The sequence below is a fragment of the Hyphomonas beringensis genome (assembly GCF_000682755.1).
Classification (GTDB): Bacteria; Pseudomonadota; Alphaproteobacteria; order Caulobacterales; family Hyphomonadaceae; genus Hyphomonas; species Hyphomonas beringensis.
Genome location: NZ_AWFF01000025.1, coordinates 1 through 16,390, shown reverse-complemented (window position 1 = coordinate 16,390; position 16,390 = coordinate 1). Strand labels below are relative to the sequence as shown.

The window sequence follows — 16,390 nt, the reverse complement described above, 5'->3', positions numbered from 1 at the left end:
TCAAATCTCCAATCGGTCTGGCTTCATGCCACACGACCTGACACCGGAGAAACGATGTTTTCTCAATATCCGTTGAGACGCTCTATTCCTCGTCCAGCATCCAGCCATGATTGACCGGACCGTGGCCATGGCCGAAACCCTTCGCGGTACGGATGGCCTCCAGCAGATACTCGCGCGCGCGCTCAACCGATTCCGGCACGCTCGCCCCCTGCCCCAGCAAGGCGGCAATGGCCGAGGCCAAAGTACAGCCTGTGCCATGGGTCGATGTCGTCTCGATGCGCGGGCTTTCGAAGATCCATTCTCCGGTCGTCGTCTGCAACACATCATGGATGATGCTGCCGCCAATATGGCCGCCCTTGACCAGCACGCCATTCGCGCCAAGCTCCAGCAGCGCTTCAGCGGCGCGGCGTTGTCCGTCCACGGTCTCAACGGCCTTGCCGGTCAGCACTTCGGCCTCTGGTGCATTCGGCGTTACCAGACGCGCGCCGGGCACAAGTTCGGCCCGGATGGCGCCGACGGCCTTCTCGTCCACCAGGCGGTGGCCCGAGGTTGAGATCATGACAGGGTCAATCACGCGCGGCACCAGGATCGCCAGATCGGACAGGCGCTCGGCAATCGCCTCGACCAGCTGGGCACTGCCCAACATGCCGGTCTTGATCGCGTCTGCGCCAATATCCTTCAGTGTCATGTCAATCTGCTTGACCACGCCATCCAGCGGCACAGGCCACACACCCTGAACGCCGTGTGTGTCCTGCGCCGTGATGGCTGTGATGGCGGTCATCGCATAACCGCCCAGCATCGTGATGGCCTTGATATCCGCCTGGATGCCTGCGCCGCCGCCGGAATCAGACCCGGCAATAATCAGGACGCGGCCCTGCGGACCCTCTGGCTGTGCCATGGGATCAGACCTTGATACCGGCCTTCTGTGCGTCGGCCAGGAAGGTTTCCAGGCCCTTGTCGGTCAGCGGGTGGTTGGCCAGGGATTTGATCACGCCCGGAGGCATCGTCGCCACATCTGCGCCCGCCAGAGCAGACAGCTTCACATGGTTCGCAGAGCGGATGGACGCGGCCAGGATTTCCGTGTCGAACAGGTAGTTGTCATAGATCTGGCGAATGTCCGCGATCAGCTCCATGCCATCAATATTGATGTCGTCGAGACGGCCGATGAAGGGGGAAATGAAGGTCGCGCCGGCCTTGGCAGCCAGAAGCGCCTGATTTGCAGAGAAGCAAAGCGTCACATTCACCTGCGTTCCGTCACCCGACAGCGTGCGGCAGGCTTTCAGCCCGTCCCAGGTCAGCGGCAGCTTGACGGCAACGTTGTCAGCGATCTTCGCCAATTTACGGCCTTCGGTGATCATGCCCTCATAGTCAGTCGCGACAACTTCGGCGCTGACCGGGCCCGGCACGATCTCGCAGATTTCCTGAATGACGTCAGCAAACGGGCGTCCGGCTTTCGCGATGAGGGACGGGTTCGTGGTCACACCGTCGATCATGCCGCTTTCAGCCAGATCAGCGATATCCTTGGTGTCGGCGGTATCTACGAAAAATTTCATCTGTCCTGTCCTGTTCTCTTTTAGTGTCAGACGCTGGGACGGCCGATGGAGAAATAGTGGAACCCACGAGCCGCCATGTCGTCTGCTGCATAGATGTTCCGGAGGTCTACCACAATATTAGAGTTGAGGGCGCCCTTGATCCGGTCCAGATCCAGCGCGCGGAACTGGTCCCACTCGGTAATGATGACCATGGCGTCTGCGTCCTGAACGGCTTCATAGGCGCTCTTTGTGAAGGTCACATCGCTGAGCAGGTGAGAGGCTTCGTCCATGGCTTCCGGATCATAGGCCTGCACCGTGGCACCCGCGGCCTGCAGCGCGGGGATGATGTCCAGGCTCGGCGCATCACGCATGTCATCGGTGTTCTGCTTGAACGCGAGGCCCAGCACGCCGATTTTCTTGCCGGCGACATCGCCGCCCATGGCATCGATGATCTTGCCAGCCATCGCCTTCTTGCGGGCTGCATTCACCTCCACCACCGTGTCGACGATGCGGACGGGCGAATTGTAGTCATTTGCCGTCTTGGTCAGGGCGAGCGTGTCTTTCGGGAAGCAGGAACCGCCATAGCCCGGGCCAGCATTCAGGAATTTCTTGCCGATCCGGCCGTCCAGCCCGATGCCACGGGAAACTTCCTGCACGTTCGCGCCGACCTTCTCGCACAGATCCGCCATCTCGTTGATGAAGGTGATCTTCACAGCAAGGAATGCGTTGGCGGCATATTTGATCAGTTCCGAAGTCCGCCGCGCCGTGAACAGGATGGGTGTCTCATTCAGGAACAGCGGACGGTAGAGTTCCTTCATCACATTGCGGGCGCGCTCGTCTTCTGTGCCGACGACAACGCGGTCCGGGATCTTGAAGTCCTTGATCGCCGCGCCTTCGCGGAGGAATTCCGGGTTTGAGACAACGGCAAAGTCACCATCCGGGCGGGCCTTGCGGATGATCTCTTCCACTTCATCCCCCGTCCCGACCGGTACGGTGGACTTGGTGACGACGACGGTAAAGCCGTCCATCAGCTGGGCAATTTCTTCTGCAGCGGCATAGACATAAGAGAGGTCAGCATGCCCGTCACCGCGGCGGGACGGCGTGCCGACGGCGATGAACACCGCATCGGCATCCTTGATCGCGTCTTTCGCGTCGGTCGTGAAGAACAGGCGCTCTTCCTCGACATTCTTCGCGACCAGACTGTCCAGCCCGGGCTCGTAGATCGGCATGATGCCAGCCTTCAGCTTCTCGATCTTTGTTGCATCCTTATCGACACACGTCACAACGTGTCCGAAATCAGCAAAACAGGCTCCGCTCACCAGGCCAACATAGCCGGTACCAATCATTGCGACGCGCATGGAAATCCCTCACCACAAACAAAAAAACAGGGGTTGCGGCGAGGGGTGCGATTTTTGTGCCAACAGGTCAAGAGGCAGGATGTGCTGGCAGAATGAGAAACACATTACCTTCCTGCAATGCCCTGAAAACCCCTTATAGATTGGCGGATCCAGGCTTGACGCACGACCTTGTCGCGACTAGATCAAAACGTGAACAAGGGAGGGACGCATGGCAGATCTTACATTTTACACCAACCCGCAATCGCGCGGACGCATCATCCGCTGGATGCTGGAAGAGGTGGGTACCGAATATGATACGGTGCTTTTGACCTATGATGGCACAATGAAAGATGCAGACTACCTGGCCATCAACCCGATGGGCAAGGTCCCGGCCATTGTGCACAAGGGCAAAACGGTCACCGAATGCGCCGCCATCTGCGCCTATATGGCCGATGCCTTTCCGGAGGCTGGCCTTGCGCCGCCTCTGGATCAACGCGCGGATTATTATCGCTGGATGTTCTTTGCGGCTGGCCCGCTGGAGAGTGCGATCATCAACCGTTCGCTCGGCTTTCAGGTCACGCCCGAGCAAAAGCGCATGGCCGGATATGGCGACTTTGACGACGCGTATCACACCCTGATCCGCGCGCTGTCTGCTACCGACTATGTCTGCGGCGACAAGTTTACGGCAGCCGATGTCTATGTCGGCGCACAGGTCGGCTGGGGTCTGCAATTCGGCACCCTGCCCGAACATGATGTGCTGAAGGCCTATTGGGAGCGGCTGGCCCCTCGTGAGGCCTGGGTCCGCGCCACAGAGATAGATGACGCGGCCGCCGCTGATATGGCCTGAAGACCCGACCCACTGCCCTCAGGCAGCGGGACAGGTCAAAAGCCCGTCAGGCCGTAATCAGATTTCCTGATTGTAGGCGCCGACTTCAGGGTGCTTGCCGAGGCGCGGCTTGATTTCCTTGTGGAAGAGGTCGCGCATATCGTCTTCGCTGGACATGGATTCGACCACGACGACGAGTTCCGGCTTGTTAGAAGATGCGCGGATCAGAACCCAGCTGCCATCTTCCAATGTCACGCGGGCACCATTGACCGTGTTCACATCCACAACTTTCCGGCCCAGGATTTCCGTGCCGTTCAGGCCCTCATATTCCGCGACCATCTTGTCAACAATACCGTATTTCGTCTCGTCATCACAATGCGGAGACATGGTGAGAGAGGTGTAGGCCACGCCGAGTTCAGACTTGATATCGGCCATGGTCTTGTCCGGATTGCGGTCGAGCATTTCCAGCACGGCCTTTGCCGCGACCAGGCCATCATCATAGCCAAGCCCAATCGGCTCACGGAAGAAGAAGTGGCCGGACTTTTCAAAGCCCGCCAGAGCGCCAAGCTCCGTCGTGCGGCGCTTGATGTAGGAGTGACCCGTCTTGTAGTAATCAACCGTCGCGCCATTTTCCTTCAGCACAGGGTCGGTCTTGTAGAGGCCGGTGGATTTCACATCGACCACGAAAGTCGCGTTCGGATGCAGCTTTGACAGATCGCGCGCCAGCATCAGGCCGATCTTGTCTGCAAAGATCTCCTCGCCTGTATTGTCCACAACGCCGCAACGGTCGCCATCGCCATCAAAGCCAAGAGCCACGTCAGCGCCGGTCTCCTTCACCATGGCCGCCATGGCGTGAAGCATTTCAGAGTCTTCCGGGTTCGGATTGTATTTCGGGAAGGTCATGTCGAGATTGCAATCCATCTCGATCACGTCCGCGCCCATCGCGCGCAGAGCGTCCGGGGCGAAGGCCCCTGCCGTACCATTGCCACAAGCGGCAACGACTTTCAGTGGACGGCTGAGTTTTGTATCGCCCACAACGGCCGCGATATATTTCTCACGCAGGCCATCCACGCGATGATGCGCGCCACCTGCGCGGGGCTGGAAATCGCCGCCCATGACAATCTCTTTCAGACGGCCCATTTCGTCAGGCCCGAAAGTCAGCGGACGGTTCGCGCCCATCTTCACACCGGTCCAGCCATTCTCGTTATGGCTCGCCGTCACCATGGCGCAGCATGGCACGTCCAGCTCGAACTGGCTCCAATAGACCATGGGCGACAAAGCGAGGCCAACATCCAGCACTTCGCAGCCGCCTTGCGTCAGGCCCAGGATCAGCGCGTTCTTGATCGGCTGACTGATCGAGCGATAGTCATGACCGGTCACGACTTTCGGCTCCACACCCAGCTCGTGGAACAGGGTCGCCATGCCCAGGCCCAGCGCCTGCACGCCGGTCAGGTTGAGTTCGGGGGCTTTTTCCTTGCCGATTCCGTTGAACCACCAACGGGCATCATATTCGCGGAAGCCGGTCGGCTTCACCAATGGAAGGATCTCGAACTCCAATGTGTTCGGGGCAATATTTGCGAGCGGTTTAGGCATCATGAGTCGTGCGTCTCCAAGCTATGTGCGTCCCTACAGCACGGATGTGTCAATATAGCGATAAGCTATCAATTTAAATCCAATCCTACCGTGAAGATGGATCAGAGTTAATGATCCAAGGGTAAATCAGCTTCGTACAGATGGTTAATACTCACCTCACACAGAAGGACACTTATAATGAATATAATAAAAATTAGCGCTGTTCTGTGCGCAGCAAGCTGTCTGGCGCTCCCAGGACTTGCCCAGGAATGGTATGTAAGCGGTTCGTACAACTACATTGATCAAGCCGACAGTGACAATTCAGGATCCACCGGTGCCTTCACAACCGGCAATTTAGGGGATGGCAGCACGCTGGATGTCGCTGCCGGCACGCCATATGGGTGGAACACGGAATTTGATAGCGGCTCCGGCTTTGCCGTTGAGCTTGGCAAGCGCTATTCGGGCGGCTTGAGAGGCGGTGTTGAGATCGCCTATTCAAAGGCAGACGTTGATACCCACACGGGCGTCTCTCTGGGCGGTGGCAGCATTGATGCTGTAGACGCCGCAGCGATTGCAGGCAGCCCGACGCCGCTGGGCGTGACGGTTGCAGACGTGGTGGCAGACGGCCGCGGCGACATTTCCAGCACGTCCCTGTTCGGCAATGTCTATTACGACTTCAACACGGCAGGCATGATCCAGCCCTATATCGGTGCGGGTCTTGGCGTGTCGGATGTAGAGGTGAAGTACAGCCCGTCCGGAATCGGCGTGGTGGATGATGGCGAAACCAAATTCGCCTATCAGCTCAAAGCAGGCGTGACCTGGGCCCTTAACCCGAATTGGGACGTGTTCGGCGAATATGCCTATCGGGCCACCGAAGACATTGAAGTCGACAATGACCTCTTCCCCGGCACGCTCGAGATCGAGAACAAGCAGAACATCTTCTCGCTCGGCGCGCGCTATCGCTTCGGCTAAGTCTGATTTCTGACGAAAGCGGCGATCCAGTTACCCAGACGCTGATTGTCCAGGGGCTCTTCAAGACTGTCGATCGCCGTTTTCACCGCATCTTCCGTAAGGGGCCTCCCCTTCCGTGCCGTGTAGAGCGCGGCAGAATAGTCTGCATTGAATTCCGGATGGCACTGGAAGGACATCGCCGGCACGGCGCCATAATCAATCGCCGCATAGGGCGTGAACTCTGACGCGGCCAGCACGCTGGCGCCGGGCGGCAACGCCACAACCTGGTCCTGGTGGCTGACCGGCACGGAAATGCTTTTGGGACAGGCCTCTCCGATCCAGTCCGGACAGGCCTTCATCTCATAGGTGTGGCGGCCAATGCCCCACCCTTTCGGAGATTTGATCACTTTGCCGCCGAGCGCCTCGGCCATCACCTGATGCCCGAAACAGATGCCGACCTGCGGCACGCCCGCCTCGGCAGCGTCGCGGATGAACTGCATCAGAGGCGCAATCCATGGATCGCTGTCATAGACGCCTGCCGGAGAGCCCGTGATCAAAACGGCGTCCAGCGTGGCCGCGTCCGGCAACGCCTGCCCCTTGATGACGGAGACAGTCTCATATTGCAGGTCCGGGTCTGCCGCGCTGATGAGCTGGCGGAACATGGCCGGATAGTCTTCAAAGTCTTGCCGGATAGCTTCAGGCACGAGGCCCGTTTCGATAATGGTGAGTTTCATGCCGCCTCTCAGTGCCGTACCGGCCTCATCCAGGCCGCTGTCAGGTCAGGCGGCAAGCGCCAACCCGGCCTGTATCGCCACATAGGCCGCCACGACCAGAATGAAAGCCGCAAATACACGCCGCGCGAGCAAAGCGCGGCTGGCAAGGTATTTCGCAAGCTGATGCCCGATCAGTCCGCCAAGGAAGCCGCCCGCCACAAGAATGGCTGCCAACCGCAGATCGACATAGCCGCTAAGGGCATAATTGGCCGACGTCGCCGCGCCAAAGATTGTCACAGAGACAAGCGACGATGCCATCGCCGCACCGATTGTCATGCCGGTCGCATAGAGCAGACCCGGCACGATCAGGAAGCCGCCGCCAATTCCGAAAAAGCCTGCCGCAAACCCGACCAAAAGGCCGAGTGGGACAAGACGGATCATGAAGGCCCGCGTCAGGTGCACATCCGGGTTGCCCGCAAACTCCCTCTGGCGGAACATGGAGAGCGCAATCGCCGCCATCGCAAAGGCAAAGGCCAGCAGCAGGGCCTGCCCGTTGACCAGCTTTGCGACCGATGACCCGGCCAGCGAGCCGGCAAGGCCTGACAGCGCGAAAACAGACGCACATGGCCATTTCACATTATGCGCGCGGGCATGGCCGATCAGGCTGATCAACGCCGTCGCCGCGACAGAGGCGGCCGATGTCCCAATCGCCACATGCGGATCCTGAACGCCGACGACATAGACCAGCAAAGGCGCCGCGAGGACTGAGCCCCCGCCACCAAAGGCTGACAGGAACAATCCCACCAAAGCGCCACTGGCCAGCGCCAGCGCGAGCGTTGCCGGATCCAGCCCGAACATGGCTCACCCCCCCTGCATCACCAGGGTAATCAGCCCCAAAGCCGCTATAGCTGCGCCGCCCACGAACATGAGAGGTCGCAGCCCGAGGCCCGCCACATGACCATATTCCACCGCCAGACCTGCCTGCTTCCAGCCCACCAGGCCACCTTCCAGAACATAAGCCGGGCCGGTCACCTTCTTGGCCAGATCATCGCAGTGCATCTGTGTCCTAATGCCGGACCTGCAGTGAAAGACGACGGGCTGCTGATCCGGAATTTGCTTGCGCCCAGACCGCAAATCCGAAAGCGGCACGGAGAGGGCCCCGGCAATGTGCTCGCTCGCATATTCCCTGCTCTCACGGACATCAACCAAGGTGATTTTTCCCTTGGCCAAACGGCGCGAAACATCGCTGGGGGTCAGGGGTTTCAGAATGTTCATATCAGAGCCTCCGGACAGAAGATTTCAGCCAGGGTGTGGATGATTTTGGCCGCGGCAGGATCGGCAATCGCATACCAGATCGTCTGCCCTTCCCGTCGCGTCTTGACGAGGCCTTGCGCCCGCAATTTTGCCAGATGCTGTGACAAGGCCGATTGGGAAACCGGACACACCTCGCACAGCTGCGTGACATTCCGCTCGCCCGCCGCAAGCTGGCAAAGAACCATCAGGCGGTGCTCATTCGCCAAAGCACGCAACATGTCTGCAGCGGCGCCCGCATTCCGCGCCATGATATCCGGACTGATCTGTGTCTTTTCCATGCCTTAAATATATTAGGTGTTGCTTATTTAGCAAGTGCTAATATATTTGAATGTGAAACGAGACACAGACAAGGAGCCCGACATGGACATCCAGGCCTATTTTGACCCCGCCACCTCGACAGTGACCTATCTGGTCTCTGATCCGGAGACGAAGCAGGCTGCGATCATTGATCCTGTTCTGGATTTCGAACCGAACAGCGGCAAGCTTTGCAGCGTTTCGGCTGACAAGGTTCTGGAGGATGCGGCTGCGGCCGGTCTTGCCATTCAATGGGTGCTGGACACGCATGCCCATGCAGACCATTTGTCTGCCGCTGACTATATCCGCAAACAGACCGGCGCGGTGTATGGCATCGGCGCGCATATAGTGGATGTTCAACGCCAGTTCAAACCCATGTTCAACGCCGATGATCTGATCCCGGATGGTCATGTCTTCGACCATTTGTTCCAGGACGGTGATACATTCCGGATCGGCAATCTTGAGGCGCGCGTCATCCATACGCCTGGCCATACGCCAGCCTGCCTCACCTATCTGATCGGTGACGCGGCCTTTGTCGGTGACACGCTGTTCATGCCAGACTATGGCACCGCCCGCGCAGACTTTCCGGGCGGCGACGCAGCGACGCTTTACCGGTCCATTCGCAAGATCCTGTCCCTTCCGCCGGAGACCCGCATCTTTGTGGGCCACGACTATCTGCCTGACGGCCGGGACACTTATGAATGGGAAACCAGCGTCGCGGACGAGCGCGCCCGCAATATTCATGCACATGACGGCGTGGCCGAAGAAGATTTCGTCTCCATGCGGACAAAGCGCGACAAGACGCTGTCGGCTCCGCGCCTGATCCTGCCATCCCTTCAGGTGAATATCCGCGCCGGGGCCCTGCCCCCGGAGGAGGATGACGGCAGAATATATCTGAAGCTGCCGGTGACGGCGGGCTGATCAGTCCTGCGGGGCCTCCGAAACGGTTTCTTCAGCGGCCATCTGGCTGTCCACCCAGGTCTTTATGCGCCAGTCCAGCACATCCAGCGGAACGGCCCCTTCGCCCAGCACAACATCGTGGAAGTCCCGGATGTCGAATTTCGGCCCGAGCGTTTCTTCGGCATAGGCGCGCAGTTCACGGATTTTCAGCTCGCCCACCTTGTAGGCAACCGCCTGCCCCGGCCAGCCAATATAACGCGTGACCTCGGTCTTGATGTTAAGCGGCGACAGGGCAGAATTCTCGATGAAACAGGCTTCGGCCTCTTCCCGGCTCCAGCCATACCAGTGCAGCCCTGTATCGGCGACCAGACGACAGGCGCGCCACATCTCATAGGACAGCGCCCCAAAGCGCTCATAGGGCGTACGATAGATACCCGCCTCCCCGGCAAGCCGCTCCGAATAGAGGCCCCAGCCTTCGCCAAAGGCGGTGGCATAATAATTCTTCCGGAAGTCCGGCTGGTCCGTCATTTCCTGCGCCAGCGTGATCTGCAAATGGTGGCCGGGCACGGCCTCATGCGCAGACAGGGAGGGCAGCTCGTAAAGCGGGCGCTGGTCCAGCGCGTAAGTGTTGACCAGATAGGTGCCCTTGCGGCCGTCCTTAGGTTCTCCGGACACATAACGGCCCGTCGTATAGCCGGGCGCAATCGAGGCGGGCACAGGTTCCACATTGAACCCCAGCTCCGGCAGGTGGCCGAAATAGTCCGGCAGGATGGCGCGCAGGCGAGCGGACACGTCTTCCGCCGCCGCCATCAGCTGTTCCGGCGTGTCGGCATAGAATTGCGGGTCCGTGCGCAGATATGTCAGGAACTCATCAAAGCTGCCTTCATAGCCGATCTCCGCGATGATCTCTTCCATCTCCGCCCGGATGCGTTTGACCTCTGCCTGGCCCAGCGCGTGGATCATTTCAGGGTCATAGCCGGCCCCGGCTGTATAATGCTCCACCGCGGCGGCATACGCCTCACGGCCCCCCGGAAGGCCCGCAATGCCTGCGCCTTCACGGGCTTCAGGCACATACTCCGTTTCCAGGTAATCCAGCGTGCCGCGATAGGCATCGATGGCATTGGCAACTGCGACCAGCCCGTCGGCCTGCAGGCGCGCTTTGTCGGCCTCCGGCATCTCTTCCGGCAGGTTCAGGAAGGGCGCATAAAGGCCGCTCTCGGCAGGATCGTCCACGATCTGCTCGCGAATCTGCTCTATTACCGTGCCCAGCGGGTCCGCATTGGCGGTCCAGCCCGTCCGGATACCTCTTTGCATATTGGCGATATTCTGCTCGAAATAGCGTTCCGTATCATTCAGCCGGTCAATCCAGGCCTGGCCTTCCTGCTCATTGGTGACGGTTTCACGCATGGCGGCGAAGATCGGCTGTGCCTGAAAGCCCCAATCCCCCGTGAAGGGGATGCGCGCGGTATCATAATCGGCGTCCATCAGTTCAGACTGCAACAGCCTTTCCAGGATCGCCTGATCAATCACCCGATCCGTCTCTGCATTTTGCACTTTTTCCAAAAGGGCGCGGGCTTCATCGGCATGGCGGGCAATCGCCTCCGGGCTGACATCGCTCCATTGATGCGGGCTTTGGTCCAGATCCCCTGCAGCTGCTTCAGGGCTGGCGGATTTCACATGCGCTTCATAGGCCGGAATCAGCTCATCCAGGGGGTCAGCAACGGCCATAGGCACCATTATGGCCATACTTAAAGCGCAGAGAAAAAGTTTCATATTGTCGCTCCCGACCCGTTGCAGCGTTGACAGGACCATAGAGAAACCTAGAACCCAAAGCCAAGCGTTTCATTGCAGGCAAGGTAATCCTCATGTCAGGCACTCCACGGGCCGATACCCGCCCCCTGTCGCCACATCTTCAGATTTGGCGTCCACACCTCACCATGGCTGCGTCCATCACCCACCGTATTACGGGTGTGGCGCTCTATTTCGGAACATTTCTCATCACGGCATGGATTGTCGCCCTCGCCACAGGCGCAGAGTGCTACAGCACCATCGAAGGCCTGGTGACGGCCTGGTACGGCCAGATCATCATGTATCTCTGGGCCGTCGCTGTGCTCTATCACTTCGCGAACGGCATTCGCCACCTGCTGTGGGATGGGCCGAACATCGGCTTTGAGCCGAAGACTGCCAGCGCGGTGTCCCTCTTCAACTATGTGTTCGCCTTTGTTGGCGCAGCGGCCATCATGGCTGCCACGATCTGGCTTTAGGAGGCTGCTGACATGTCATCCGGCAAATTCACCACCCCAGCCAAGAATGCCCGCGGCCTCGGCTCTGCCAAATCCGGCACCGAGCATTATATCCGCCAGCGCGTGTCCGCGATCGCCCTGATCTTTCTGGTTCCATGGTTCATGTTCTCCATCATCAATGCGATGGGTGCAGGCATGGACGACGCACAAGCATGGGCTGGCCAGCCTCTCAATGCCATTCTGCTGATCCTGACCGCCGGCGCGGCGATCTTTCACATGCGCCTTGGTATGCAGGTCGTCATTGAAGACTATATCGAAAAGACAGGAACCCGTTCGGCCCTGCTGATCCTGAACAGCTTTGCGTGCATCGCGCTGTTCGTCACGGTCGCGCTGTCGGTTCTGAAACTCTGGATTGGCGCAGGCGCTTAGCCCTGCGGGAGACTTGACAAGATGAGCACATATACCTGGACCGACCATACTTATGATGTCGTGGTTGTTGGCGCCGGTGGTTCCGGCCTCCGCGCAGCCCTTGGCGCCGCTCAGGCGGGCCTGAAAACGGCTTGTATCACCAAGGTCTTCCCGACCCGCTCCCACACTGTGGCTGCACAGGGCGGCATCGCTGCCTCGCTCGGCAATATGGGCGAGGATAACTGGCGCTGGCACATGTACGACACCGTAAAGGGGTCTGACTGGCTGGGCGACCAGGATGCGATTGAATATCTCTGCCGTGAAGCCCCGCAGGCTGTTTACGAGCTTGAGCACTGGGGCATGCCCTTCTCCCGGACGGAAGAAGGCAAGATCTACCAGCGCGCCTTTGGCGGCATGACGCGTGACTTCGGCGAGGGCCCTGTACAGCGCACATGCGCCGCTGCGGACCGGACCGGCCACGCCATGCTGCATACGCTGTACGGCCAGTGCGTGAAGGAAGAGACCGAATTCTTCATCGAATATCTGGCGCTTGACCTGATCATGGATGAAGACGGCGCCTGCCGCGGTGTGACCGCCTGGAAACTGGATGATGGCACGCTGCACCGCTTCCGCGCGCAGAAGACCATTATGGCAACCGGCGGCTATGGCCGCGCCTTCTTCTCCTGTACGTCTGCCCACACCTGCACAGGCGACGGCAACGCGATGGTTCTGCGCGCCGGCCTGCCGCTGCAGGACATGGAATTCGTTCAGTTCCACCCGACCGGCATTTACGGTTCAGGCTGCCTGATCACCGAGGGCTCCCGCGGGGAAGGCGGATACCTGACCAACTCCGAAGGCGAGCGCTTCATGGAGCGCTATGCGCCGTCTGCGAAAGACCTCGCCTCCCGCGATGTGGTTTCCCGCGCAATGACGGTGGAGATCCGCGAAGGTCGAGGCGTCGGCCCGGAAAAGGATCACATTCACCTGCACCTCCAACACCTCGGCGCCGAAGTGCTGGCCGAGCGCCTGCCGGGTATTTCCGAAACCGCGAAAATCTTCGCCGGTGTGGATGTCACGAAAGAGCCGATCCCGGTTCTGCCGACGGTGCACTACAATATGGGCGGCATCCCGACCAATTATCACGGCGAAGTGCTGACGAAGAAAGACGGCAATGCGGACGCCATCGTTCCCGGCCTGATGGCTGTGGGCGAAGCGGCCTGTGTGTCGGTTCACGGCGCCAACCGCCTTGGCTCCAACTCCCTGATCGACCTTGTCGTGTTCGGCCGCGCTGCCGGCCAGCGCTGCGGCGCCACGACCGAAGCTGGTGCAACGCAGCCGGAACTGCCGAAAGGCGCAACCGACAGCCACATCGCCCGCCTCGACAAGATGCGCAACGCCACGGGTGACCAGCCGGTCGCCAAGCTGCGCCTCGAAATGCAGAAGGCGATGCAGAGCAATTGCGCCGTGTTCCGTACCGGCGACGTTCTGAAGGAAGGCGTCGACGCCATTGAGGAAGTCTTCAAGAAACTGCCGGGCATCGATGTGAAAGATCGCGGCATGGTCTGGAATACGGATCTCGTCGAAGCCCTCGAATTCGACAACCTCATCCTGCAGGCGGCTGTCACCGTGAACGGCGCAGCCAACCGTGAAGAGAGCCGCGGCGCGCACGCCCGGGAAGACTTCTCCGAACGCGACGACGCAAACTGGATGAAACACACGCTGGCCTGGTGCGATAACAGCGGCAAAGTCTCCCTCGATTACCGCCCTGTGCACGATTACACGCTGTCCAACGAGATCAGCTATATCGAGCCCAAGGCACGGGTTTACTAGGACATCAAGGCGAACACGACATGGTACAGCTCACTCTCCCCAAAGGGTCCGCCCCGAAAAAAGGCAAGACATGGCCGAAGCCGCAAGGCGCGACCAATCTGCGTCAGTTCAAGATCTATCGCTACAGCCCGGATGAAGGCGGTAATCCCCGCTGGGATACGTATTGGGTAGATATGGACCGCGCCGGCACGATGATCCTGGACGTCCTGCTCTACATCAAGAACAATGTTGACCCGACACTGGCCTTCCGCCGGTCCTGCCGGGAAGGTGTTTGCGGCTCCTGCGCCATGAACATTGACGGCCAGAACACGATCGCCTGCACCAAGGGCTTTGACGAGCTGCCGGGCGGCGTGATCACCATCGCCCCCCTGCCCTCGCAACCGGTGGTGAAAGACCTGATCCCGGATCTCACCAATTTCTACGCGCAGCACGCCTATGTGCAGCCCTTCCTGAAAACGGTGACACCTGAGCCTGAAAAGGAATGGAAGCAATCGGAAGAAGACCGTGAAGAACTTAACGGCCTTTACGAGTGTATCCTCTGCGCCTCCTGCACGACATCGTGCCCATCCTATTGGTGGAATGGCGACAAGTATCTCGGCCCCGCTGCGCTGCTTCAGGCCTATCGCTGGCTGATCGACAGCCGCGACGAAGCCACGGGCGAGCGTCTGGACGATCTGGAAGATCCGTTCAAACTGTATCGCTGCCACACGATCATGAACTGTGCACAGGTCTGCCCGAAAGGCCTGAACCCGGCAAAAGCCATCGCCAAGATCAAGCACATGATGGTTGAGCGGGTGTCCTAAAATATTCGCTTCCCTTTGCGGGAAGAAAAATTTAGCCTCCATCTGGGGTTGAGCCAGATGGGGGCTTTTTTAATGACATCTACAAATGTGCCGGACATTGACGTGTTCGGTGAAGAGCCTGGCGCGAAGTCAAGAACATCCGGCTATTATACGGATTCAGAGCCGCGCATCTGGGCCCGCTTTCTCGGGAAATGGGTGGATTTCTATCTATGCCAGATCCCCACCTTTGCCGTCTTCTACATTCTCAGCCTGCTTTACGGCTTCGGTGTCGGTCTGTTTGGCTGGCCCTATGAAGATGCCTACTTCGAAGGCTGGGGCTTTGTGATCGGCTATTTCGTACTTCAGCTGTTAGTCTTCCTGCTGCTGGAGGCGTTTTGCATCTCTCAATTCCGGAATACGCCAGGCAAGGCTCTGATGGGCATAAGGGTGCGCAATGCGATTGGCGGGCGTCTGCCCTTCTCGACCAGTCTGAAACGTACCGGCATGTCCATGCTGGCGGGCATGGGCCTTTGCCTGCCCCTGATCAGCTTACTGACTCATATCATGCAGGCTCGCGCGCTCAGTGAGGATGGCTTTGTGCTGTGGGACAAATATGACGGGCTGCAATATCAGACCGGGCCAGTCGCCGCCTGGCGCTGGGCCATCGCCATTCTTGGCTATGCCTTTTTCCGCATCGTCGATGCCGCCTTGTCCTATCTCTAGTGCTCCGCGCCGTTCACGCGGAATACTTCGCGCAGGCCACGGGGGCTTTCCATGGCGCGCAAAAGGCTGATCACCTCGCCCACATGAAACTTCCATAGCATGGTGGGAGGGCCTGTCCGCACGACATGACCTCCAATATCGCGGAACAGATTGTTCGCCTTGCGGTTCTCGGACAGGGTTTCGGCCTCCAGCGCGATCACCCCCTCATCCCGGCAACACAATGCCAGGCAAGCGATCAACATGCGCGACAGGCCCTGCGAATGGTGCGCGTCCAGCACGCCCATCGCCAGTTCCCCCTTTGTGGGGTCTTCCCTGTCGCGGAACACGTGCGCCGCAGCGATGAAGGGATGTCCTGGCTCGTCTGCTTCCGCCGCGCCCCAGGCAATGTGACGATGCCCGTCCGCATCGGCCAGCATATGGATGATGGTTTGCGGTATCTGACGCACGCCTGAAAAGAAGCGCAGATAGCGAGACTGGTCCGACATGTTCCCAACCAGATGCGCGAATCGCGCCTCATCGTGGATGTCAGCCGGGCGCAGAATGAGTTCCACCCCGTTAGAGAGGACGATGTCTACCGGTTTGATGGGCATTGCGTTGCTCCGCCTGCCTGCCTGTTCCGACCGAATTAAGCCTCTTAGAAACCTAAATGCTGCACCGCAGCAATCCTTGAGGTACAGCAAGACTGTATTTCGATTGGGCCATTCTACCTACGCGACAATTCGAATCCGGGCCAGCGGGCTGCCGAGGACCAGAAATCGCACCGCGATTTCCCGAGGCAGGCCCGGAGCGCAAGCGCAGGGCTCGAAGCACGGGCGCGGGCGATCGTGTCGTAAGCCTGAGAGAGGAAATCGGTGCGGTCTGTCAGGGCGGGAATAGTGCCATGGGAGGTTATCCGGGAGGATAGAGGGGCCAGTTTTCCGTGTGCTGTGTAACAAGTCCGGGCATGCGGGTGGTGGGTATCGCTC

The 16,390-nt window shown here is 59.4% G+C and carries 18 protein-coding genes; 8 read left to right on the top strand and 10 right to left on the bottom strand.

Annotation, left to right across the window (positions count from 1 at the left end; translation table 11 throughout):
* Positions 1-82: 82 nt before the first annotated feature.
* Genes thiD through HY29_RS03180 form a run of 3 tightly spaced genes read right to left on the bottom strand, consistent with a single transcriptional unit; the run spans position 83 to position 2,890 of the window.
* Positions 83-898, bottom strand: coding sequence for a bifunctional hydroxymethylpyrimidine kinase/phosphomethylpyrimidine kinase (gene thiD, locus HY29_RS03190; RefSeq protein ID WP_034792041.1), 816 nt, complete (start codon positions 896-898; stop codon positions 83-85).
* Positions 899-902: 4 nt separating this feature from the next.
* Positions 903-1,553 carry a fructose-6-phosphate aldolase gene (gene fsa / locus HY29_RS03185; RefSeq protein WP_034792039.1) on the bottom strand — a complete coding sequence of 217 codons (651 nt, stop codon included), beginning with the start codon at positions 1,551-1,553 and terminating at the stop codon, positions 903-905.
* 26 nt (positions 1,554-1,579) lie between these two features.
* On the bottom strand, positions 1,580-2,890 hold the full coding sequence (locus HY29_RS03180) for a UDP-glucose dehydrogenase family protein (RefSeq protein WP_034792037.1): 1,311 nt from the start codon (positions 2,888-2,890) through the stop codon (positions 1,580-1,582).
* Positions 2,891-3,098: 208 nt separating this feature from the next.
* Here HY29_RS03180 and HY29_RS03175 point away from each other — a divergent pair, with 208 nt between their 5' ends.
* Positions 3,099-3,716: a glutathione S-transferase family protein gene (locus HY29_RS03175; protein ID WP_034792035.1), complete on the top strand. Its 618-nt coding sequence runs from the start codon at positions 3,099-3,101 to the stop codon at positions 3,714-3,716.
* 57 nt (positions 3,717-3,773) lie between these two features.
* Here HY29_RS03175 and HY29_RS03170 read toward each other — a convergent pair whose 3' ends face one another.
* Entirely contained in the window at positions 3,774-5,288 is a 1,515-nt protein-coding gene (locus HY29_RS03170) for a phosphomannomutase/phosphoglucomutase (RefSeq protein ID WP_034792427.1), read from the bottom strand.
* Between the two features lie 177 nt (positions 5,289-5,465).
* On the opposite strand from HY29_RS03170, the gene HY29_RS03165 reads away from it, so the two are divergent.
* Complete coding sequence (locus HY29_RS03165; protein WP_034792033.1) at positions 5,466-6,239, top strand: outer membrane beta-barrel protein; 774 nt, start codon at positions 5,466-5,468, stop codon at positions 6,237-6,239.
* Here HY29_RS03165 and HY29_RS03160 read toward each other — a convergent pair.
* Genes HY29_RS03160 through HY29_RS03145 form a run of 4 tightly spaced genes read right to left on the bottom strand, consistent with a single transcriptional unit; the run spans position 6,236 to position 8,523 of the window.
* Complete coding sequence (locus HY29_RS03160) at positions 6,236-6,952, bottom strand: glutamine amidotransferase-related protein (protein ID WP_034792032.1); 717 nt, start codon at positions 6,950-6,952, stop codon at positions 6,236-6,238. The genes HY29_RS03165 and HY29_RS03160 overlap by 4 nt on opposite strands.
* 45 nt (positions 6,953-6,997) lie before the next feature.
* On the bottom strand, positions 6,998-7,789 hold the full coding sequence (locus tag HY29_RS03155; RefSeq protein WP_162176667.1) for a sulfite exporter TauE/SafE family protein: 792 nt from the start codon (positions 7,787-7,789) through the stop codon (positions 6,998-7,000).
* A 3-nt stretch (positions 7,790-7,792) separates the two neighbouring features.
* A complete protein-coding gene (locus HY29_RS03150) occupies positions 7,793-8,206 on the bottom strand; it encodes a rhodanese-like domain-containing protein (protein ID WP_051601083.1) in 414 nt (137 codons plus the stop codon).
* Complete coding sequence (locus HY29_RS03145) at positions 8,203-8,523, bottom strand: ArsR/SmtB family transcription factor (protein WP_051601082.1); 321 nt, start codon at positions 8,521-8,523, stop codon at positions 8,203-8,205. The genes HY29_RS03150 and HY29_RS03145 overlap by 4 nt, the downstream gene beginning before the upstream one ends.
* Positions 8,524-8,605: 82 nt before the next feature.
* Between HY29_RS03145 and HY29_RS03140 the strand changes: the two genes are divergently transcribed.
* Positions 8,606-9,460, top strand: coding sequence for an MBL fold metallo-hydrolase (locus HY29_RS03140; protein WP_034792031.1), 855 nt, complete (start codon positions 8,606-8,608; stop codon positions 9,458-9,460).
* Here HY29_RS03140 and HY29_RS03135 read toward each other — a convergent pair whose 3' ends face one another.
* Positions 9,461-11,212 carry a DUF885 domain-containing protein gene (locus tag HY29_RS03135; RefSeq protein ID WP_051601100.1) on the bottom strand — a complete coding sequence of 584 codons (1,752 nt, stop codon included), beginning with the start codon at positions 11,210-11,212 and terminating at the stop codon, positions 9,461-9,463.
* A 92-nt stretch (positions 11,213-11,304) separates the two neighbouring features.
* On the opposite strand from HY29_RS03135, the gene sdhC reads away from it, so the two are divergent.
* The 5 genes from sdhC to HY29_RS03110 all read left to right on the top strand — a co-directional run bounded on the left by sdhC (position 11,305) and on the right by HY29_RS03110 (position 15,425).
* Positions 11,305-11,703 carry a succinate dehydrogenase, cytochrome b556 subunit gene (sdhC, locus tag HY29_RS03130; RefSeq protein WP_034792030.1) on the top strand — a complete coding sequence of 133 codons (399 nt, stop codon included), beginning with the start codon at positions 11,305-11,307 and terminating at the stop codon, positions 11,701-11,703.
* Positions 11,704-11,715: 12 nt separating this feature from the next.
* Positions 11,716-12,111, top strand: coding sequence for a succinate dehydrogenase, hydrophobic membrane anchor protein (sdhD, locus tag HY29_RS03125; protein WP_034792028.1), 396 nt, complete (start codon positions 11,716-11,718; stop codon positions 12,109-12,111).
* Positions 12,112-12,132: 21 nt separating this feature from the next.
* Positions 12,133-13,920, top strand: coding sequence for a succinate dehydrogenase flavoprotein subunit (gene sdhA, locus HY29_RS03120; RefSeq protein ID WP_034792026.1), 1,788 nt, complete (start codon positions 12,133-12,135; stop codon positions 13,918-13,920).
* Positions 13,921-13,940: 20 nt separating this feature from the next.
* Entirely contained in the window at positions 13,941-14,723 is a 783-nt protein-coding gene (locus HY29_RS03115) for a succinate dehydrogenase iron-sulfur subunit (protein WP_034792024.1), read from the top strand.
* Between the two features lie 72 nt (positions 14,724-14,795).
* The gene (locus HY29_RS03110) at positions 14,796-15,425 is read left to right on the top strand and encodes an RDD family protein (RefSeq protein WP_034792021.1); all 630 of its coding nucleotides are present in this window, start codon (positions 14,796-14,798) and stop codon (positions 15,423-15,425) included.
* Here the strand turns inward: HY29_RS03110 and HY29_RS03105 are convergent.
* Entirely contained in the window at positions 15,422-16,015 is a 594-nt protein-coding gene (locus HY29_RS03105; protein WP_051601080.1) for a GNAT family N-acetyltransferase, read from the bottom strand. The genes HY29_RS03110 and HY29_RS03105 overlap by 4 nt on opposite strands.
* Between the last annotated feature and the right edge of the window lie 375 nt (positions 16,016-16,390).